Here is a 22,017-nt window from a genome sequence, read left to right as displayed (position 1 = left end):
GCTCTGACGATAGGTTTTTGCGGGTGTCCACATGCTCATATCGATATGATTTCCTGCAGAAAGTTAAGCTATTTGATTCAATGCACTTTCTGGCAGCATGGCAATATGCCCGATAGCATATTCCTATATAAAACGGGCTATCCCGAAATAATTATCGCAATACCTAAAAATAAAAATATAATCAAAACTGATATAAAATTAATAATCAATTTTAACCACGAAATAACTACTTATGTAATCTAGAAATTAAATCCCTCTGTGTCATATTAACCGAAGACAAACGCAAGTTAAAATGCCGTTTGACTTTGGGGAAGACTTCAGCAGGGACAGGAAAAATGCTTCGCAAATTAGCAGCAACCGCATTGGCCGCGACAAGCCTCGCAGCGTGTGCGCCGGGACCCGGTTCTTATTCTCAGAACCGCATTGATCCCATGATCTCTTTTCCGGTCACTGATAACGAAACACCCTACAGTGCCTGCCTGCGCCAGCTCAAAGACGTGCCGGCAAACCGGCTTCCGATTTTCGCAGTTGGTGAAATTGCCGATAAAACAGGGCAGCTCAATTACGACGAAAACGGCCATGCCGTTTCTCAGGGTGTCAGCGAAATGGTTATGAGCGCCCTTTACAAATCAGGGCGGGCCAATCTGGTGGAACGCTTTGATTTACGCATTCCGCTTGCCGAAGTTCGCCTGTCCGAACAGGGCCGCTTAACCCGCAATATCGAGCAATATGGCAAAATTCCCGCGTCGGATTTCATCCTCGTCGGGGCGGTAACAGAACTCAATTACAACATCCTTAGCGAAGGCGCGCAGCTTTATGTGCGCGGCATAGGCGGGGGCGGCAGAACTGTTGTCATCAATGTCGCAATGGATCTGCGGGTCATCGATTCAAAATCTTTCGCCGTCCGTTATGTCAGCGCACTGCAAAAGCAGATTATGGGCTACGAAGTCAGCGCCGGCGTCTTTCGTTTCTTCGGAATAAACCTTGTCGAATTTGACGCCGGGCGCATCCGGAACGAGCCGCTACAGCTTGGCGTCAGAGCGGTTGCAGAAATGGGGGTCTATCAAATCATGACAGATTTCTTGGGGCTGCCGCAAACACCGGAATGCACACTTAGCAAAGCAAACGACATGAGTGCGCATCTTGAGCGGTTTTCTTCTTTATCCAAAGAGCACAAAGCAAATCAACAGGAGTAAGCAAAATGCTTAAGACCAAACTGTTGCTGGGCACCATCATGACTGCAGGTGTATTGGCAATTGGGGCGCCGGCCTATGCGTTTGACAATGTCGAATGGTCCTGGGACGGCAACGTCGATACCAATGTCGATATTGACCTGAACATTGACGATCCGGCCAATTTTTCGATGGTTGAAGTTTTGCAGGAAAAACTCGGCAGCACGTCGGCAACCTCGAATGTGCATGATGTGAATAATAATCAGCCGATCATGACCGAACAGTCGGGCACTTTTACCTTTGAAGGCGAAGCCTGGGCAAACAGCTCGTCAACCAGCCTCGACCCCGATGTTGCCGACTTTAGCGAAACCACATCAGGCAACGTGGATGGCATCGCCGCAGGTCAGGGGACAAACCCGTCCTCCTTCGGCATTGCAAATGGTCCGGCGGGCAACAACCCGGATTCCGAAGGTGGCGTGACGTCGGCCAGTGGTGCCTTTGACGGCGCAGACATCAATGTCACCGGTGCCGTCTATGATCCGTTTGGCGATGACGGCGTTGGCAATGGCGAAACCGATGGCGTCATCTTTACGGTAACGGTTGATAATATCCAGCCAACCGACAACTATGATGCCGCGACAGAACTGCCCTCGCTCAATGCGACCGCAACGGCACTGGCCAACAACACCTCAATTTCGGGTGAAGGAACGGTCAATGTTCATGCCGGGCAATTCAATTTCGATGCGGCTGATGGCAGCGGTGCCTCTTCGGGTGGCGGCGATGCTGCAGCGAACAGCTATGATATGGGGTCACATACCAGTCCCAACACCAACCTTTCCGGTGCCTTGGGTCTGACCCTTCTGGCATTGAATGGCGACATCGCACCAGCATCGGTAACGGCAACGTCCAATGCCTATAACATCAACAACTTTGCTGTTGATGCCAGCGCAACCGCCCTTGCCAATAACATGAACATTTCGGTTCAGCCCATCGCCGCAACCGAAACCCCGACCGATGAAACCCCGGCCATGTCGGCGGCCTTCTTCCCGGGTCATGGCGGCGGCAACTATGGTGATAATGACGACAATGACGGCATCCAGCCTGATGCCGCCCTGATCGCCGATGTGACACAGTTTGCCTATGCCGATGTTGCAGCAAGCAGCAATATCTACAACGTCAATCTGAACCACTACACCAATCTTGGCACGCTCGATCAGCCTGTGATCAACGGTGCAGCAACCGCCATCGGCAATAACCTGTCGATCAAGGTCGGTGCCCCGGCAATCAACGACTGATCTCCGCCTCCAAAGAGAGGGTCGCGACCCTCTCTTTCCCTTCATGTCCGACAAAAGGAAATTCCGATGTTTATGAACCCCCGGTCACAACCGGCCTTATGCTGGCATCCCCGTTCCCGGCAGGTGGCAAAATGGCTTGTTCTTGCCACCATCATCACGGCATCGGGGTCCTTTGCAGCACAGGCACAAATGTTTGAAAAACCCTGGTCTGCCCCTGCTCAAAACCGCGCCTCATTGGCTGTCGTCATGAAACAGGCAGAATCTGGCATGCTCAGCGGAACGGGAACTGGCGCATCTTCCGGCACAAACAGCCTCACCCAACTGGTGTGTGGCGGGGGTGGCGGAACGGCAAATGCAACAGCTAACTCCGCCTGCGTCATCCTCAATAATTCCAATGGCACGGTAAATACAGGGCAGGATTCCGTTGGCGATCAAACCGCAAATTCAAATACGCAAACCAACACCACGAATTTGAGCGATGCGCTCGAAAACCTGTCCGGCAACGAATAATCAATCAATTAATGATGCCGGATGCCGCCCACCCCCAACATCCCGTGGCGGCACTCTTGCTCGTTCTGACCCCAATCCGGAACGCCCTCCCGGCCCGCACAACTCCCCATAGTCCCTCGGGCCGGGCTTTTTACCGCACGCTATATCCCATTTCACTTGGGCCCACCTGCCCCTCTGGTACACATCTTGGTGCAATTTTTTACCGCACCATTCGGCACATGCGATCCTTCCCTCAACAAATCGCCTAAACTCGGTCCCTGCTTTCACAAACCGGAATAGACAGGTTGTGATCCCATCATAATCATATATGAATGCCCACTACGCAAACCGGCACCAGACCGGTTTTTTCGTGTGGTTAAAACAAAACTGGTAAGGCTCGCCATGTCCAAAACCATCAAAACTGTTAACTGGGTTCTGCAAAAAGACGGACGCACGCTTTCTGTTCGCACGCATGGCCGCGACAGATTTTACCTGCCTGGCGGCAAAATTGATGCCGGGGAAACCGCCCTTGCCGCCCTGAAACGTGAAATCCGCGAAGAACTGGGTGTCGACCTGTTATCCGAAACCATCACCGAAATCGGTGTCTTTTCCGGCCACGGCCATAACCTGCCCGACGGCACAATTGTCCACATGACCTGTTTTCAGGCCGATTATGCGGGCACGTTAGCACCGTCACGCGAAATTGCCGAAATGCGCTGGCTTGGGCAGGAGGAACGCCACTTGATGGCGCCGATGGGCCAAAAAATTACCTCCGCGTTGCTTTGCGATACAGCACGCAAAACATCCTGCTCCTGAAAACGGAGGAGACCGCCCTCCTCCGTTTCCAAGTGACCCATGATCCCTTCGCAAGCCTGGTTCTTTTACCAACCAGCATGTATCAGGCCATATGACGCCGATAACGTCTTATCGATCTGCGTCAGGCAGTTCCCGTGTGGCAGGTGTCGCACTTCCGGGAATTTCGGACGTCGAGGAATCAGACGGGATCGTATTTTGCGATTTATCCAGGTGTGCACCAGGCCCGCTATCCGCAGGTGGCATTTTGCCACCCTCATCCTGGTCCTTATCCTTCACAGGGTCCGACCTGGTGCTTCTCTGACCGGCAAGGCTGCGAATGGCATCTTCCAGGCGGTCAATATCGCGCAGATTGACGTCACGTTGCGGGAATGGAATTTCAATGCCTTCTTCGCGGAACCGCTCCAGCACCTCGAACCGGATCGAACTTGCCACCGCCAGCACATCGCCAATGTCGCGCAGGAAATAACGCAGTTCAAAATCCAGCGAACTGTCGCCAAAACCGATAAACACCACCTGGGGTGCGGGGTAGCTGAGAATTTCCCGGCGTTTATCCGCCATTTCCAACAAAATATCGCGCACCTTGTTGGCATCCGCACTATAGGAAACGCCAATCGGCACAATCCCCCGGCCCGACCGTTCCTTCAGCGTCCAGTTCAGAACCCGGTTTGAAATCAGTTCGGAATTGGGAATCACCACCGACGAGCGATCAAAGGTCTCGATCTCGGTGGCGCGCACACGAATATCCTTCACAAAACCCTGATCCGCCCCGACCACAATCCAGTCACCAACCTTGATGGGCCTCTCAATCAGCAAAATCAGACCGGACACAAAGTTGTTCACAATACTTTGCATCCCGAAACCGATACCAACCGAAATGGCACCGGCGATAATGGCAAGGTTCGACAGATCCACCCCGGCGGCCGACACCGCAATCAGCACCGCAAGACCAATGCCAACATAACCGAATATCGCCGAAACCGAATGCTGCAAACCCTGGTCCAGCTTGGTATTGGGCAGCACACGGGTATTAAGCATCCGCTGGAAAAACCGCATCAGGCTTAACAGCAGCAAAAACAGCAACACACCAATCAGGATGGCACGCAGCGAAAAGTTGATACTGCCAATCTGAATCCCGACAAAGGCGGTCTCAACGGCACCAATCAGGTCTGCCCAGGCAATATCGGTAAAGACCATGATCGCGGTTGGCACAGCGATGGCCAGCATCATCGCATCAATCGTGACACGCAACCAGAAATACAGCGTGCCATGCACCGCATCGGTGGCGTTTTCATCCTTTTCGGTATCCGGCTTGACCAGATAAATATGAACAAGGGCGCGCAAAAATTCGCGCAGAATCCAGTAGCTGGTGGCAAAGGCCAGCGCCAGCATCATATTTTCCAGCACAAATCGCGCCAGCGCCACATAACCGACAAAGGACAAAAGCGGCAAAACAACCGACACAAAAAGCACAACCCGGCGGCAGCGCCGTTCAACCTTGCGCCACCAGCTTTGCTGTTCATCAATCGCGTCATGTTCCCACCAGACGCCAAGGGCGGCAACAAACATCACCGCGCAAATCAGGGTAATGTTGCTCAGGCTTTGCACCAGGGCAAGATCAAGCGATGCGCCAATCGTTGTCGCCCCTTGCAGCAGCACAATGTCAAAGGCAAAAATAACGGCGGCAAACAGGGCGGCAAACCCGACCACCCGTGCGCCGGTGGTCGTTGTCCCGGCAGAGCGCATTTGCGGGGCAAAGGGCGAAAACACACTGCGAATGGAAGCACCGACAAAAAGCATAAACAGGGCGGCAAAAAAGAACTGGTTGATCAGTTCACCCCCGCTGCCCTGCATCAAATCGCCCTGGGAGGCAATAATGCGATAAAAGACAAACAACAAAATGCCCGGTATGATCGCCGAAAGCGTAAAACGTATGCCCGATATCAGGGCCAGCCGGTCGTCCCCCTTGGCCGCGCGCCAGCGAACCGGCAAAAACCGGAAAATAACAACCTCGCCGCCAATCAGGGCCGCCGCAATGGCAAAGAGCAAAAACACAAGTTCCGGGGCAACATCTTCCAGGCGATCGCCAATATGGTCGGCCAGATTGACATCGGAATAACGACTGCGCACCACCTCGGGCAGGCGCATCGCTTCGGCCCAGCTTTTTTGCCAGACAGCAGGATCCCACGGCACATCAGCCCGGCTGAAAATGCGACGGGTAAAACGTTCGCGCGACATGCGACCGACCTGGTCAAGCAATTCACCGGCCCTAAAGGCTGCCAGTTCCCCCTGTTTCTGAATGCCGCTAACCCTTGCGATTTCCTTGTTTAACCGGTCACGCTCCACCGTCACCGCCGGAACTTCCGAGGCATCGCCCTCCGGTTTGGGGCCCAGCTTGCCCAGGGCGGCGTTCAAACGTTCCAGTTTGCTTTGCGCCAGAGCCTCAAGATCACGGGTGGCGTCAATCGCCTGCTCCAGATCCGAGCGGCTGTCAGCCAGTTCACGCCCGCTCACGCTCGAACTGGACAATTGCTTTTCGACCGCGTCAAAGGTCTTGTTCCAGTGTGCCAGCGTCTTTTGCGAATTTTCCAAAATATTGGCTTCTTCATGGCCATCGGCATTGCTTTGTGCGTAAGCACCACCCGCAAGACCCGCACTCATCGATGCCATGAACAGGCCAAACAGAACCAGCATCAAAACGCGGCGAAACATGTTCATTTTTTTCCGAACCATCGTAAATTTTCTATCATCCCGCAGGGTATGTATTTTCTGCCCGATTTGTCATGACAGATCAAACGATCCAGTCACCCTATCGTTCCCGTATCATGCCAAGCGCGCCAATCGGGCCATACCACGCCCTATCTCGCAGAACCGGCAAACATGACATTTGGCAACCGACGGGAACATATTGTCAGATGAATGCCTTTAAACAGTGTTTGTTAAAGATAAAATTTTACCAAACCGCCCTTAACCGTCTCCATAGCGCCACGGACCCACGCCAATGACACCAAAAGCACTGATCAACGCCTTCCGCATTAACCGGACCGGCCAGGGAACAGCCCTTTCAGTCGAGGATTTTGCCACATCCTTTCCTTTAGCACAGGAGGGAGAATATATCTGGGTTCACCTTGACTGGATGGAAGAGGGGGTGATCACCTGGCTGACCGAAAAAGCCGGCCTGGAACCCAGTATCGTGGACACCCTTGCCACCCGGGGAACCCGGCCAACGGTTTTGTTTTATGATCATGGCTATTCCATGAACTTGCGCGGCGTTAATCTTAACCGGGAATCCGACCCTGCCGACATGATTTCGGTTCGTATCTGGTGTGGCGAAAAGATGGTGATCACATTACGCAATCAGCACATGTTCGCCTTTGACGATATTCGCGCCAGCATTGCCGAAGGGACGGCCCCGACCTGTCGGGATTCCTTTGTTATGACGGTGGCAGAACGGCTGAATGTCCGGATTGATGCCGAAATACGCACGATCGAGGAAAATCTCGATGATCTTGAAGACGAGATTGAGGAAGTCCCCGAAACCAGAACCCTGCCATTGCGCCTGAAAACCGCCGATATGCGCCACCGTCTATCAAGGTTGCGGCGTCATATCGCCCCCCAGCGTGATGCCCTGGCCAAGTTTTACGACCAGAAACCAGCCTGGGACGACAAAACCCACAAACGCCGCGCCCGTACCCTGACCGAACGTGTTACCCGCATGGTCGAAGAGCTCGACAGCCTGCGCGAACGCATCCAGATCGCCAATGACAGCCTGATGGCCGTTGAAACCGAACGCATGAACCGCACCATGTATTGGCTAACCGTCATTGCCGGGCTCTTCCTGCCCATCAGTTTTGTCACCGGCCTTTTGGGCGTCAATGTGGGGGGTATTCCCGCTGCCGACAATAGCTGGGGCTTTTGGGGCGTATCTGTCATTCTTGCGCTGCTGGTGGGGCTGGAAATCTGGCTGTTTAAAAAAATGCGCCTGATCTGAGCCTTCACGTCCCTGCTATTTTGCAAGCAGAACAGCATCGCACTTATTGCAATGCACCAAGGCGATGTTTTATGTCTTTTTAGTTTGTGAAACTTGATTTTTCATTGTCCGGACAAATATCCCGCCGATCTGAAAGAATATTTGCCGGACAAAGATGTGCCCTCATTGCCGCGTCTCCCACCAAGCGAAAGTGACCGAATGTCTTCTGACGGCCCGTTACCCCGATACCGCAAAAAAATCGCCAATGGTGAACTCAGCCATGATGCCATGCAGGAACTGTGCGCCGAAAAACTGCAAAGCCTGTTTAACGCCCTGAGCGATTATCGCCCCAATAATGGCAAAGGCACCTGGTTTGAACGGTTTGGCCTGGCAAAACGCCGCAATGACCCCGAACCGCCCCAGGGCCTCTATATTTACGGCGAAGTCGGGCGTGGCAAATCGATGTTGATGGACCTGTTTTATGAAACCGTCCCGGTTGAACATAAACGCCGGGTGCATTTTCATGATTTCATGCAGGATGTACATGACCGGCTGCACAAATTTCGCAAAACCCGCAGCGACAGTGATTCTGACCCTATTCCGCCGATTGCCAAAGACCTGGCAAAACAGGCCTGGCTGCTGTGCTTTGACGAAATGCAGATCACCGATATTACCGATGCCATGATTGTGGGCCGCCTGTTCGAGCAATTGTTCGATCAGGGGGTGGTGGTTGTCACCACATCAAACCGCGTGCCCGATGACCTTTACAAGGATGGCCTGCAACGCCAGAACTTTTTACCCTTTATCGACATTATCAAGGACAAGCTCGATGTGCTGGAACTTGCCAGCCGCACCGACTATCGCATGCGCCATCTGACAGCCGCCGACGTTTTTGTCTATCCTGCCGATGACAAAACCCCGGCCCGGATTGACGAGTTGTTTGCCAAAGTAACCGAAGGGGCACGGGTCGAAGCCAGCAGCCTGCGGGTCAAAGGCCGCGATATTGCCATTCGCGCCGCCGGGGCCGGTGTTGCACGTTTCAGTTTCGAGGAACTGTGCACTCGCCCGCTTGGCCCGGGCGACTATATTGCGCTCGCGACCCATTTTCACACCATCGTGATTGACCTGATCCCGCAAATGCCGCCCTCGCGCCGGGACTGGGCCAAACGGTTCAACACGCTGATTGATGCCATGTATGAGCACAAAACCAATCTGATTTGCGCAATGGAAACCAGCCCCGAGGATCTGTATCCGGACGGGGATTTCTCTTTCGAGTTCCAGCGTACCGTCTCGCGGCTGACCGAAATGCGCAGCCAGGAATATCTTGATCAACCCCACCTGACCTGATTGCAAAGCCGGGTTCATACCCGGCGCTATATCTGACGGCAAAACCAGGCCGCCCGGCAGGCACATAACCCTGCTTTTCGGGCGGTTTTGGTTTTCCCGGGAAATGATCGGGCAACATCCTGTTATGTCGTCAACCGTGCCCCGACAAAGGCTTAAACAGACAGGCCCGCGACGACTCCAAGACCAATGGCTGACTTTCCTGTTGCGTTATTCAACCCGACACCGCCCCGACACATACAGAATCTTGCGCAAGGGCTGCTTTAAAAAGGAAAAAACAGCAGAATATTTAATCAGATCGCGTGATTTAACGTCCCGCTGACCGCATGGCTGATCCCCACTTGGCGCAAACCTTGGAAGTTTTACAACATAACGCGCCAAAATTTGGCACCGCTGCCAAACTGATAGGCAGTCCTCTGCAACATAGAGCGCCTGTGTTTTTCACGCCTTGCGCTTGTTTCGCACGCGCAACATGATCGCTTTTTAAGCGTTTAGACAATAGTCGCAACAGTCGCCGAACTGGCGGTTTTCCGCGTCAAAACAACGGCGTTTCCCCTTGTAAAACGGGACGAATCGGTTTACCACACTCGGTGTTTGCGACCGAATGTTTCGCGTTCGCAGGTTTACATTTTCAATCGCGCTCCCCAGTTAAGTTTTCAAGACTTCGGAAGCGCAATAGGGAAGAAGGTAACGGAATGGCCCGCAACAAGATCGCGCTCGTCGGCGCTGGCAATATCGGTGGTACTCTGGCCCACCTCGCTGGCCTGAAAGAGCTTGGCGACGTCGTCCTTTTCGACATCGTTGATGGCATGCCGCAGGGCAAATCGCTTGATATTGCTGAATCCTCACCCGTCGACATGTTCGATGCCGACCTCAAGGGTAGCAGCGACTATGCTGATATCGCCGGTGCAGACGTTGTTATCGTCACCGCCGGTGTTGCCCGTAAACCGGGTATGAGCCGTGATGACCTGATCGGCATCAACACCAAGGTCATGACCCAGGTTGGTCAGGGCATCAAGGAACATGCCCCGGACGCGTTTGTGATTGTTATTACCAACCCGCTTGATGCGATGGTTTGGGTAATGCAGCAGGCAACCGGCTTTGATCCGAAGAAAGTTGTCGGCATGGCCGGCGTTCTGGACTCTGCCCGTTTCCGTTACTTCCTTGCCGAAGAATTCAACGTATCGGTCAAAGACGTTACCGCCTTTGTGCTGGGCGGCCACGGCGACACGATGGTGCCGTCGATCCGTTATTCGACCGTTGCCGGTATCCCGGTTCCCGACCTGATCAAAATGGGCTGGACCACCCAGGAAAAGATCGACCAGATCGTTCAGCGGACCCGTGATGGCGGTGCCGAAATCGTTGGCCTGCTCAAAACCGGTTCGGCATTCTATGCCCCGGCCGCCTCGGCCATCGCGATGGCTGAAAGCTACCTCAAGGACCAAAAGCGCGTCATGCCGGTTGCGGCTTATCTGAGCGGCCAGTACGGCGTTGACGGCCTTTATGTCGGTGTCCCGGTTGTTCTGGGTGCAGGTGGTGTTGAGCGTGTTGTCGAAATCAACCTCGATTCCGAAGAACAAGAGAACTTCAACAAGTCCGTGGCGGCCGTTCGCGGCCTTGTCGATGCCGCCAAGGGCATGCTGTAAGAAACGCGGAACGGGCCGGTTTTAGCCAACTGGCCCGTTTTTCTGTCATTGCCCTGACTGGAAATTTTTCAAGGTAATGGCCGCGCCGATCGCAACAACGTCCCTATTGCAAGCGGGACATTGAAACCACGGTTTCTGACCCACAGGAAATCGTATGGAAGGCAAGAAAGCGACCGAACATGAACATTCATGAGTACCAGGCGAAAGAAATTCTTCGCAAATACGGTGTGACCGTGCCAAACGGCAAGGTTGCCTACACTGCACAGGAAGCCACCGAAGCGGCCCAGTCGCTCGCTGGCCCCGTTTATGTCGTCAAGTCCCAGATCCATGCTGGCGGCCGCGGCAAAGGCACCTTCAAGGAAGCCACGGCCGGTGACAAAGGCGGCGTTCGCGTCGTTAAAAGTGTCGAGGAAGTCGGCACCAATGCAGGCCAGATGCTGGGCGCGACCCTGGTTACCCACCAGACCGGGCCGGACGGCAAGGAAGTCAAGCGCGTCTATATCGAAGAAGGTTGCGACATCGCCCGCGAACTGTATCTTTCGGTTCTCGTGGATCGCGGCTGCTCGCGCATCATTTTCATGGCTTCGACCGAAGGCGGCATGGACATCGAAGAAGTCGCGGCCGAAACCCCGGAAAAGATCGTTACCGTTGACATCGACCCGGCTGCCGGTTTCTCGGGCTTCCACGGTCGCAAGCTGGCTTTCGCCCTGGGCCTTGAAGGCAAGCAGGTTTCCAAGGCTGTCAAATTCATGACCGCCATGTATAACTGCTTCCTTGATACCGACGCATCGATGGTTGAAATCAACCCGCTGGTCGTGACCGGCGAAGGCGACATCATCGCACTCGATTGCAAAATGAACTTCGATGACAACGCGCTGTTCCGTCATCAGGACATCGAAGCCCTGCGCGACGAAGACGAAGAAAACCCCGCCGAGCTCGAAGCTGCCAAGCACAGCCTGAACTATGTCAAGCTCGATGGCACCATCGGCTGCATGGTGAATGGTGCTGGCCTGGCAATGGCCACGATGGACATCATCAAGCTTTATGGCGGCGAACCGGCCAACTTCCTAGACGTTGGCGGCGGTGCCACCAAGGAACGTGTGACCACCGCGTTCAAGCTGATCCTGTCTGACCCGAATGTCGAAGGCATTCTGGTCAACATCTTTGGCGGCATCATGCGTTGCGACGTGATCGCCGAGGGCGTTGTTGCCGCGGCACGCGAAGTCAGCCTGAATGTTCCGCTGGTCGTTCGCCTTGAAGGCACGAATGTTGATCTCGGTAAGAAGATCCTTGAAGAATCCGGCCTGCCGATCGTGTCGGCCGACAATCTTGCCGACGCCGCCGAAAAGGTGGTCAAAGCTGTGAAGGAGGCCGCGTAACCATGGCTGTTCTCGTCGATAAAAACACCAAAGTTATCTGCCAGGGTTTCACCGGTTCGCAGGGCACCTTCCACAGCGAACAGGCCATTGCCTATGGCACCAAAATGGTTGGTGGCGTCACCCCGGGCAAAGGTGGCACCAAGCACCTTGACCTGCCGGTTTTCAACACCGTTGCCGAAGCAAAGCACGTGACCGAAGCCAACGCATCGGTCATCTATGTGCCGCCGCCCTTCGCAGCGGACGCCATCCTCGAAGCCATTGATGCCGGTATTGAACTGGCTGTTTGCATCACCGAAGGTATTCCGGTTGCAGACATGGTGCGCGTCAAACGCGCCCTGTCGGGTTCCAACACCCGCCTGATCGGCCCGAACTGCCCGGGTATCATTACCCCGGATGAATGCAAAATCGGCATTATGCCCGGTCACATTCACCGCCGCGGCAAAATCGGTATCGTTTCACGTTCCGGTACGCTGACCTACGAAGCCGTTGCCCAGACCACGGCAGCCGGCCTTGGCCAGTCCACCTGTATCGGTATCGGTGGCGACCCGGTCAATGGCACCAACTTCATCGATTGCCTGGACCTGTTCCTGAAGGATCCGGAAACCGAAGGCATCATCATGATTGGTGAAATTGGCGGTTCTGCCGAAGAAGAGGCTTGCGAATTCCTCCAGGCTTCCAAAGTAAAGAAACCAGTTGCTGGCTTCATCGCCGGTGTTTCCGCACCTCCGGGTAAACGCATGGGCCATGCCGGTGCGATCATTTCCGGTGGCAAGGGCACAGCCGATGCGAAGATGGAAGCAATGCGCAGCGCTGGTGTTCATGTTGCCGATTCCCCGGCAAGCCTTGGCTCGACCATGCTCAAGGCTTTGAAAGGGTAATCAGGGTAATCAGAGGAAAGGCAAAGGAAGGCGTAACCCCTGTGGGGTCAACGCCTTCCACGACCACAAATGAAACCTCAAGATATTGACACGATTCTAACCGAGTCGAATGCAACCTATATCGCGGAACTCTACGCCCGGTATCTGGAAAGCCCCCAGTCGGTAGACCAGAGCTGGGCTGACTTTTTTGCAGGGTTGCAGGACGACGCATCCGACCTCCTCGCCGAAATGCGCGGTCCGACCTGGCAGCCACGGGAAACCAAGGTTGTGGGCGGCATGGAAGGTTACGACGTATCCCAGGGATACAGCGAACGTCCGGTCAATGGCGGTTACGCCCCGGTCGCGGCTGCACAGGCACCCGCAGCCCAGGGTGGCACCGTTAATTCCGATGCCATCCGGGCGGCGGCAAATGATTCCATTCGCGCCCTGATGCTGATCCGGTCCTATCGCGTGCGGGGTCATCTGGAAGCCAATCTTGATCCGCTGGGCCTGGCCCCGCGTGATCCGCATCCAGAACTGCATCCGAAAACCTATGGCTTTACCGAAGCCGATATGGACCGTCCGATTTTCATTGCCAATGTGCTAGGCCTTGAAACGGCGACCATCCGCCAGATCGTCTCGATGGCCCGCAAAACCTATTGCGGTTCGATCGGTATCGAATTCATGCACATTCAGGAACCCGACCAGAAAGCATGGATTCAGCAGCGGATCGAAACCATCGGCAATCAGACCGAATTTACCAAGCGTGGCAAGGAAGCCATCCTGGATCGTCTGATCGAAGCCGAAGGTTTTGAAAATTACCTTCACACCAAATATGTCGGCACCAAGCGTTTCGGCATTGACGGTGGCGAAGCCCTTATTCCGGCCCTCGAACAGATCCTGAAACGCGGCAGCCAGCTTGGCATTCGCGAAGTGGTCTTTGGCATGCCGCACCGTGGCCGTCTGAACGTTCTGGCCAATGTGATGTCCAAACCGTTCCAGGCGATTTTCTCGGAATTCATGGGCAACCCGTCGAAACCCGATGACGTGATGGGCTCGGGCGACGTCAAATATCACCTTGGCACCTCGGCCGACCGCGAATTTGACGGCAATGTCGTTCACCTGTCGCTGACCGCGAACCCCTCGCATCTGGAAGCGGTCAACACCGTTGTTCTGGGTAAGGTTCGCGCCAAACAGGCCCAGCGCAAGGACACCGCGCGCGAACAGGTCATGGGTATTCTGCTGCATGGTGATGCGGCATTTGCCGGTCAGGGCCTGGTTGCCGAAACGTTTGATCTTTCGCATCTGAAGGGCTACCGCACCGGTGGTACCATTCACTTTGTGGTCAACAACCAGATCGGCTTTACCACCAAGCCGTCTGATTCGCGTTCTTCGCCCTATTGCTCGGATATCGCCAAGGTCGTTCAGGCCCCGATCATCCACGTCAATGGCGACGACCCCGAAGCCGTGGTTCATGCCGCCCGCATCGCGACCGAATTCCGCCAGGAATTCAAGCAGGATGTCGTGATTGACATGTTCTGCTATCGCCGCTTTGGCCACAATGAAAGCGACGAACCGGCATTCACCCAGCCCAAAATGTATGACGTGATCGGCAAACATCCGACCACCAAGGACATTTACGCCCAGCAACTGGTCAAGGAAGGTGTTTTCACCGAAGACCAGGTGAAGGAACGCATTGAGAAATTCCACAACCATCTGGACGAGGAATTCAAGGCATCCGAAAACTACCGCCCGAACAAGGCGGACTGGCTGGAAGGCAAATGGTCGGGGCTGGCATCCAGCCACGGCGAGGATGCGGACTGGATCGGTGAAACCGGGGTTGACGAAAACCTGTTGCAGGAAATTGGCCGGGCGCTTTCGACCCCGCCCAGTGATTTTGACATCAACCGCAAAATCCTGCGCCAGCTTAAAGCCAAGGCCAAAATGTTCGAGACCGGTGAAGGGATCGACTGGGCCACCGGCGAAGCCCTGGCATTTGGATCACTGATGTGCGAAGGCACCCCGGTGCGTCTGTCCGGTCAGGACAGCCAGCGCGGGACGTTCTCGCAACGTCATTCCAAGCTGATTGACCAAACCACCGAGGCCAAATACACCCCGCTGAACAATATCCGTACCGGCCAGGCCGAGCTTGAGGTTCTCAACTCGCCCCTGTCCGAAGCCGGTGTTCTCGGGTTTGAATATGGCATCACCCTTGCAGAACCGCACTCGCTGGTTCTGTGGGAAGCCCAGTTTGGCGACTTTGCCAACGGAGCCCAGGTGATCATCGATCAGTTTATCAGTTCTGGTGAAGCCAAATGGCTGCGTATGTCCGGTCTGGTCATGCTGCTGCCGCACGGCTTTGAAGGTCAGGGTCCGGAACACAGCTCGGCCCGTCTGGAACGGTATCTGCAGCTTTGTGGTGAAAACAACATGCAGGTGGCGAACTGCACCACCCCTGCAAACTATTACCACATTCTGCGCCGCCAGATCCGCCGCAGCTTCCGCAAGCCGCTGATCCTGATGACGCCGAAATCGCTGCTGCGTCACAAACAATGCGTATCGAACCTGTCCGAATTCGCCACCGGTACAACCTTCCAGCCCGTTCTGGCCGAAACGGCCAAACTGGTTGACGACAAAAAGGTCAAACGTGTCGTTCTGTGCTCGGGCAAGGTTTATTACGACCTGCTGGCGGAACGCGAAAATCGCGGGATCGAGGATGTTGCCATCGTGCGCGTCGAGCAGCTTTACCCGTTCCCGGAAAAGGAACTGGGTGAACAGCTTTCGCGTTACAGCAATGCCGATGTGATCTGGTGTCAGGAAGAACCCGAAAATATGGGTTCGTGGTACTTTGTCGATCGTCGTATCGAAAAAGTCCTGACCGGCATCAAACACAAAACGTCACGTCCGGTTTATGCGGGTCGCGCCACGGCAGCGTCTCCGGCAACGGGTCTTCTCAAGGTTCACCTGCGCGAGCAGGCGGAACTGGTTGACGCCGCACTGAGCGTAAAATGATGACACAGACAGGCAGGGACCGCTCCCTGCCTGTCTGGTCTGATCACATCATAATTTTATTTGAAATCGGCAACCCCACATTGCCTTTTTAAAAAACGGTCGAGGAAAAAATGGCGACTGAAGTAAAAGTTCCCGCACTGGGCGAATCTGTTAGCGAAGCCACGATTGCCAAATGGTACAAAAAAGTCGGCGACACTGTTGCGGCTGACGAACCGATTGTCGAACTGGAAACCGACAAAGTAACCGTCGAAGTCAATGCGCCGGTTGCTGGTGCCATCGCCGAACTGGTGGCAAGTGAAGGTGACGAAGTCGAAGTTGGCGCCCTGATCGCCATGATCAACGAAGGGGCAGAAGGGTCTGCTTCCAAGGAAGATTCTTCAGCCAAAGAAGAAGCCCCGGCCAAGGAAGAAGCTGCTCCGGCGAAAAAAGAAGAGCCGAAAGCGGAAAAACCGGCTGCTGCCAGCGCGCCTGCAACCCAGTCTGCCAATACCGACCATCCGCTGGCCCCGGCCGTGCGCAAGCTGGTTGAAGACAACAACCTTGACGCCTCCAAAATTCCGGCATCGGGCAAAGACGGCCGCCTGACCAAGGGCGACGTTCTGGATTATCTTGAAGGTGGCAAATCCGCCCCGCGCGCCGCTGCACCGGCCCCGGCGGCACCTGCCGGTCCGAAACCGCAGCGCGACCTGCGCGACGGTGAAGAGCGCGTCAAAATGTCGAAGCTGCGCCAGACCATTGCGCGCCGCCTGAAAGAAGCCCAGAACACGGCTGCCATGTTGACGACCTATAACGAAGTCGACATGACCAACCTTCTGGCCTGCCGGAACAAATACAAGGACGGCTTTGAAAAGAAACACGGCGTGAAGCTTGGTTTCATGTCCTTCTTCATCAAGGCCTGCACCACCGCGCTGAATGAATGGCCGGCGGTGAATGCCGAAATTGACGGCGATTCCTTCATCTACAAAAACTACTGCGATATTGGCGTTGCCGTTGGCACCCCGCAGGGTCTGGTGGTTCCGGTTATCCGTTCGGCTGAAAAGAAAACCTTCGCCGATCTCGAAAGCACCATTGTCGATTTCGGCAAGCGTGCACGCGACGGCAAGCTGGGCATGGATGAAATGACAGGCGGGTCCTTCACCATCTCCAACGGGGGTGTGTTCGGATCGCTGCTGTCATCCCCGATCCTCAATGCACCGCAGTCCGGTATTCTGGGCATGCACAAAACCCAGATGCGCCCGGTCGCCATTGATGGCAAGGTTGAAATCCGCCCGATGATGTATCTGGCCCTGTCCTATGACCACCGTATCATTGATGGCCGCGAAGCGGTGTCGTTCCTGGTACGTGTCAAGGAATGTATCGAAAATCCGGAACGCATCCTGCTCGATATCTGATCAGACAAAAGGATCAAAGAACTCATGAGCGAGAACTACGACATTGTCGTGATCGGCGGCGGACCTGGCGGCTATGTATGCGCCATCCGCGCCGCACAGCTTGGTCTCAAGGTTGCCTGCGTTGAAAAACGCGGCACCCTGGGCGGTACCTGCCTGAATGTGGGGTGCATTCCCTCCAAGGCGCTGTTGCATTCGTCGCACCTGTTCGAGGAAGCCAACCAGCATTTCGATACCCACGGCATCGAAATCAACAGCCCGAAGGTCAATCTTGAAAAGATGATGGCCCGCAAGGACAAGGTGGTTGAGTCCAACGTCAAGGGCATCGAATTCCTGTTCAAGAAAAACAAGGTGACCTACATCAAGGGTGCTGGCGAAATCGTCTCGGCAACCGAGGTGAAGGTTGATCTGCTTGATGGCGGCGAAGAAACCCTGAGCACGAAAAACATCGTCATTGCCACCGGTTCGGAAGTCACTCCGCTGCCGGGTGTGGAAATTGACGAAAAGCAGATCGTGTCCTCCACTGGTGCGCTGGAACTTTCTTCGGTTCCCAAGAAGATGGTTGTAATCGGTGCGGGCGTAATCGGCCTGGAACTGGGCTCGGTCTGGCGTCGTCTGGGGTCGGAAGTTACGGTTATTGAATATCTTGACCGTATCCTGCCGGGCATGGATGGCGAACTGGCCAAACAGACCCAGCGCATCTTCGCCAAACAGGGCCTGGAATTCAAACTGGGTCACAAGGTGACCGGTGCGAAAACCACCAAGGGCGGCGTAAAATTGTCGGTTGAACCGTCCAAGGGTGGCGATGCCGAAGAAATCAAGGCCGATGTGGTTCTGGTTGCCATCGGGCGTCGCCCGTTTGTCACCGGCCTTGGCCTGGACAATGCGGGTGTTGAACTGGATGATCGCGGTCGTGTTAAAACCGACGAACACTTCCAGACCAACATTCAGGGCATTTTCGCCATTGGCGATGCCATTGCCGGTCCGATGCTGGCCCACAAGGCCGAAGAAGACGGCGTTGCCCTGGCCGAAATGCTGGCTGGCGAAGAAGGCCATGTCGATTACGGCAAGGTCCCGGGCGTTGTTTACACCTGGCCGGAAGTTGCTGCGGTTGGCAAAACCGAAGAGCAGCTGAAGGACGAAGGCACGGATTATTCCGTCGGTAAATTCCCCTTCACCGCCAATGGCCGGGCGAAGGCAATGGAAAGCACCGAAGGTTTCGTCAAAATCCTGGAAGACAAAAAAACGCACCGCGTTGTCGGCTGCCACATTGTCGGCCCGGCTGCTGGCGACCTGATTGCCGAAGTCGTTCTGGCGATGGAATATGGCGCATCCGCCGAAGACATCGCGCGCACCTGCCATGCCCACCCGGCACTGGGTGAGTCGGTCAAGGAAGCCGCCCTCGCTGCCGATGGCCGCGCCATCCACATGTAATTTCTGACAATACCCTGTCAGCCAAACGGCCGCTCCTTTCCGGGGGCGGCCGTTTTTGTTTGCCCCCCCAGTCCGGCCCATCATCACAGGATTTGCTCCACCGAAACAGCAATTGGCAATCTTTGCCAAAATCGATACAATTATCCGGTAAAACGGAGTTGCAACATGCCCACCAGAAACGTCAATTTGACCGACGACCAGGATGCGTTCGTTGAAAAAATGGTCAAGACTGGCAAATACCAGAATGCCAGCGAAGCCATGCGGGATGCCGTGCGAGGATTGCAACAACGCTGGAAAGAGGACGAGTTGAAGCTCGAACTGCTGCGCAAAAGTATTGATGCAGGCATTGCTGACCTGGATAGCGGCCAATACGATGACATGGATGAGGCTGAACTGGAAACCTGGCTTGGCAAAACCGGTAACGCGGCAGGAGCATAACGTTTGACGGCAACGTATCGGCTTACGGCATCGGCCAAAGCCGACATTACCAGGGTTCTGGGCGAAAGTGCATTCCGGCATGGACAGGATGCGCGCAATCGTTACGCCGCTTTGATCCTTGCTGCACTAAAACGCATCGCAAATGCCCCTGACGGGCATTTGACCCTTGATCGCACGGATGTGCGACCAGACGTTCGCTGTTTTCATATCCGCCATAGTCGCCTGGAAAGCACAGGACAGCCGGTTGGCCGCCCTGTGCATGTCGTTTTTTACCGATCCACAGGATCTGGCATTATCGAGGTCATCCGCGTGCTGCATGAGCGCACGGACCCCACTCGTCATATGTGACCGAATGCCAAGGCGCTTATCCGGCATTCCCATTCAGCGCATCGGCAACCTTGCTGATCCAGTCATATTCAAGCTCGGCACTATTGGGTGACTCTGCCAATTGCCAGCCCATCACACCTCCAAAGCCGTTCCCGTATTTGGCAACCAGCGGGGCTACAACTTCATTGCAAAACGGATCGACCGGCAAAAAGCCACTTCCTGCATTTAACGGCGTAGTTGGTTTCCCCACCAGCAGCTTTTCCACCGGCAAGCCCTGCCCGGCCAGACCAACAATACTTGTCGGATAAGGTGGCGTGCCGATGGTTCCTGCCACCTTCACCGCCTGCTCTTTGCCATCATTCCCGACAGAACCGGGATTATTGTAATACTGGATATTCAGATAATCGATCAGCGGCCCGACCTGCTTCATCACCTGCATATAGGTGCCACCATAAAAAGCGGACTCAAAATAGGGCGGCTGCGGAGCGTGAGTGATGATATAGTGCGGCGCAGGCAACCCGGCCCGCAGTTTTTTGGTCAGATTGACCAAGAAGGCTACCGCATTATAGCCATCTTTTTGCTGCGCAACATTGGCCAGATTGGCCGTATCTTCCCAATCAATGTCGATGCCATCAAACTCATGTTCTTTGACAAATTCGATCAAAGCCGAAGCAAAGGCATCCAGGTTATCCGCACAGCCCTTCCAGGATGAGGTCGAATATGTTCCGCCCCCGACCGCAACAAGAATTTTGCGCTTTCCACCTTCTTTGGCTGGGATAATATCATTATTCTTAATTGCCGCCTGCAGCGGCCAATCAATTTCAAGGGCACAATGACCGTCTTTGAAGCTGGCATTTGAAATAAAGCTCTGGATACCGATAGTGCAGGCTGTTCCCCCCAGTTTGGAAACCGGAGCATTGCCATTGTCGGTATACATCACGTTTTGAAGTGTTTTCATCGATCAGGCCTTTCCTGTGAAATCCGTACCTGTCGACGTATCACCTGCATATTCGTGATCACAGTATCCTTATAAAGCAGCGGCAAACCGCCAATAAAAAAGGGGATACAGCCGCTGCCATATTCCCTTTCCTGAAATCTGCACGGGAGCAAAGGTTATATTGCCGCGCCAGGATTTTGCGCCAACCAGTCCACAACCAGGGCTGCGATATCGGCACTGTTATCGTCCATCATGGGCACATGGCTGTTGCCACGAATGCCCATCACGGGCAAATCCATCTCGCGGGTCTGTTTACCGGCTGCGGCCAGCACCTCACGATACTGGTCGGTGGCGGCGCGGTATTTTTTCCAAGACGGCACTTCGTCAATAAAATCGCCCCAGATAAACAAATGTGGAATGTCGCCCATGCAGGCCACATCCTCGGAGGCCAAACGCGGCGCACCGGCAGGTTCAATCACTACAACCGACCGCACCAGATGTGGCACCCGGCGCACCATATTAAGGGCAAACCATCCCCCCTGGCTATGCGCCACCAAATGCACCGGCCCAACCTTTTCCAGCAATGCCTGATAGGCATCAAGCGTCATGTCATCATGGGTGGTCCAGCGCGGAACAAGCTGGGCTGCCAGTGCATCAAAGGCCGAAACCGGAAAACGCTGCCCCTGATAAGGCTCGCGTGCCGCATAGGAAGAACGTGCCCCGACCCGATACATGCTCCAGGCTTCTTCTTTGGTGCGGAAAACCGGCCCGGTATCATAAATCTGCGGGAAAGGAGACCACGATGCCCGACCACGTTCGACCGCATCCGTCACGATCACATCATAGCCCGCCTGCAAAAACAGCCACTGCCAACCAGGGCGGCCATCCGGTGTGGTTTCCCAGGTCACACCCGTCATGGCCCCGCCATGCCAGAACATCACGGGCTCAGCATGGCGGGGTGCGGCCAGTTTAACATGGTTGGCATAAAGCTGGCCGGTCACATAAGAACCGTTCAGGTCAACTTCGCGTGCCATGCCTTCCCCGGCAACCCGCATCATCAGGCGGGGCTGGTTGCTAAGTTCAACGGTATCGCCCCCGATATGAAAGCTGGTGATTTCCGAAATAGTCACATTCTGCCGGGCAATTTTGGAAAAGGACACATTCATAATCCTGCCTCCACACCAATATCCGAGGCCCCAATATTTTGCGGGTCCAGTGCAATCAGGCGAACACGTACCGAGGTGGCAAATTTCTGTGCCAGAAAATGGGCAATCGCATCGGCACAAGCCTTGCGAATTTCCATCGACCGGCTTTCAGATGCCCGATGTTCCAGCTTTGCCAGCAGCGCACATCCCCGCACCACCTCCAGTGCCGGAACAAACATGATCTGTTCGGTACCGGCACGCGGGGCCAGATGTTCCCGGATAATTCCCAACAAATGGTCGGCAACGTCATCTGCCACCAAAGTCAACGGTTCGACCAGCGCGGGGCTGACCGTCAGGGTTAAAATAGGCAT

Annotated in this window: 18 protein-coding genes; 14 read left to right on the top strand and 4 right to left on the bottom strand. The window is 54.9% G+C overall.

The genetic code is table 11. From position 1 onward, the window contains the following. Nucleotides 1-335 precede the first annotated feature (335 nt). The 4 genes from TH25_RS21125 (at nt 336) to TH25_RS21110 (ending at nt 3,772) form a co-directional block, all read left to right on the top strand. Nucleotides 336-1,196: a CsgG/HfaB family protein gene (locus tag TH25_RS21125; RefSeq protein ID WP_114090255.1), complete on the top strand. Its 861-nt coding sequence runs from the start codon at nt 336-338 to the stop codon at nt 1,194-1,196. A 5-nt stretch (nt 1,197-1,201) separates the two neighbouring features. Next, nucleotides 1,202-2,467, top strand: coding sequence for a hypothetical protein (locus TH25_RS21120; RefSeq protein ID WP_114090254.1), 1,266 nt, complete (start codon nt 1,202-1,204; stop codon nt 2,465-2,467). 66 nt (nt 2,468-2,533) lie between these two features. Then, the gene (locus tag TH25_RS21115; RefSeq protein WP_114090253.1) at nt 2,534-2,977 is read left to right on the top strand and encodes a hypothetical protein; all 444 of its coding nucleotides are present in this window, start codon (nt 2,534-2,536) and stop codon (nt 2,975-2,977) included. Nucleotides 2,978-3,358: 381 nt separating this feature from the next. Then, complete coding sequence (locus tag TH25_RS21110) at nt 3,359-3,772, top strand: NUDIX hydrolase (protein WP_114090252.1); 414 nt, start codon at nt 3,359-3,361, stop codon at nt 3,770-3,772. 108 nt (nt 3,773-3,880) lie between these two features. Here the strand turns inward: TH25_RS21110 and TH25_RS21105 are convergent, their stop codons facing one another. Continuing rightward, nucleotides 3,881-6,487 (bottom strand): DUF3772 domain-containing protein, encoded by a 2,607-nt coding sequence (locus TH25_RS21105; RefSeq protein WP_258549256.1) that lies wholly within the window; start codon nt 6,485-6,487, stop codon nt 3,881-3,883. A gap of 283 nt (nt 6,488-6,770) precedes the next feature. Between TH25_RS21105 and TH25_RS21100 the strand changes: the two genes are divergently transcribed. From TH25_RS21100 to TH25_RS21055, 10 genes are all read left to right on the top strand, one after another. After that, entirely contained in the window at nt 6,771-7,760 is a 990-nt protein-coding gene (locus tag TH25_RS21100) for a CorA family divalent cation transporter (protein WP_114090251.1), read from the top strand. A 198-nt stretch (nt 7,761-7,958) separates the two neighbouring features. Further along, a complete protein-coding gene (gene zapE / locus TH25_RS21095; protein ID WP_114090262.1) occupies nt 7,959-9,086 on the top strand; it encodes a cell division protein ZapE in 1,128 nt (375 codons plus the stop codon). A gap of 692 nt (nt 9,087-9,778) precedes the next feature. After that, complete coding sequence (mdh, locus tag TH25_RS21090) at nt 9,779-10,729, top strand: malate dehydrogenase (RefSeq protein WP_114090250.1); 951 nt, start codon at nt 9,779-9,781, stop codon at nt 10,727-10,729. Nucleotides 10,730-10,878: 149 nt separating this feature from the next. After that, complete coding sequence (gene sucC, locus TH25_RS21085; RefSeq protein WP_258549257.1) at nt 10,879-12,108, top strand: ADP-forming succinate--CoA ligase subunit beta; 1,230 nt, start codon at nt 10,879-10,881, stop codon at nt 12,106-12,108. A 2-nt stretch (nt 12,109-12,110) separates the two neighbouring features. Next, nucleotides 12,111-12,986: a succinate--CoA ligase subunit alpha gene (gene sucD / locus TH25_RS21080; RefSeq protein WP_114090248.1), complete on the top strand. Its 876-nt coding sequence runs from the start codon at nt 12,111-12,113 to the stop codon at nt 12,984-12,986. 69 nt (nt 12,987-13,055) lie between these two features. Continuing rightward, nucleotides 13,056-15,977 carry a 2-oxoglutarate dehydrogenase E1 component gene (locus tag TH25_RS21075; protein ID WP_114090247.1) on the top strand — a complete coding sequence of 974 codons (2,922 nt, stop codon included), beginning with the start codon at nt 13,056-13,058 and terminating at the stop codon, nt 15,975-15,977. 110 nt (nt 15,978-16,087) lie between these two features. Next, nucleotides 16,088-17,368, top strand: coding sequence for a 2-oxoglutarate dehydrogenase complex dihydrolipoyllysine-residue succinyltransferase (gene odhB / locus TH25_RS21070; RefSeq protein WP_114090246.1), 1,281 nt, complete (start codon nt 16,088-16,090; stop codon nt 17,366-17,368). 24 nt (nt 17,369-17,392) lie between these two features. Then, a complete protein-coding gene (gene lpdA, locus TH25_RS21065) occupies nt 17,393-18,799 on the top strand; it encodes a dihydrolipoyl dehydrogenase (protein ID WP_114090245.1) in 1,407 nt (468 codons plus the stop codon). 165 nt (nt 18,800-18,964) lie between these two features. Continuing rightward, complete coding sequence (locus tag TH25_RS21060; RefSeq protein ID WP_114090244.1) at nt 18,965-19,237, top strand: type II toxin-antitoxin system ParD family antitoxin; 273 nt, start codon at nt 18,965-18,967, stop codon at nt 19,235-19,237. 3 nt (nt 19,238-19,240) lie between these two features. Further along, the gene (locus TH25_RS21055) at nt 19,241-19,585 is read left to right on the top strand and encodes a type II toxin-antitoxin system RelE/ParE family toxin (RefSeq protein ID WP_114090243.1); all 345 of its coding nucleotides are present in this window, start codon (nt 19,241-19,243) and stop codon (nt 19,583-19,585) included. Nucleotides 19,586-19,601: 16 nt separating this feature from the next. On the opposite strand, the gene TH25_RS21050 is transcribed toward TH25_RS21055, so the two are convergent. From TH25_RS21050 to TH25_RS21040, 3 genes are all read right to left on the bottom strand, one after another. Further along, entirely contained in the window at nt 19,602-20,522 is a 921-nt protein-coding gene (locus TH25_RS21050; protein ID WP_114090242.1) for a glycoside hydrolase family 18 protein, read from the bottom strand. A 155-nt stretch (nt 20,523-20,677) separates the two neighbouring features. Further along, nucleotides 20,678-21,667: an alpha/beta hydrolase gene (locus TH25_RS21045; protein WP_114090241.1), complete on the bottom strand. Its 990-nt coding sequence runs from the start codon at nt 21,665-21,667 to the stop codon at nt 20,678-20,680. Beyond that, nucleotides 21,664-22,017, bottom strand: coding sequence for a hypothetical protein (locus tag TH25_RS21040; protein WP_114090240.1), 354 nt, complete (start codon nt 22,015-22,017; stop codon nt 21,664-21,666). Before TH25_RS21040 ends, TH25_RS21045 begins: the two co-directional genes overlap by 4 nt.

Origin of the sequence: Thalassospira profundimaris, assembly GCF_003326755.1 — a bacterium.
GTDB classification, from domain to species: Bacteria; Pseudomonadota; Alphaproteobacteria; order Rhodospirillales; family Thalassospiraceae; genus Thalassospira; species Thalassospira profundimaris_B.
The sequence above is the reverse complement of the archived record's forward strand: the minus strand, read 5'-3'. Positions and strand labels throughout refer to the sequence as shown.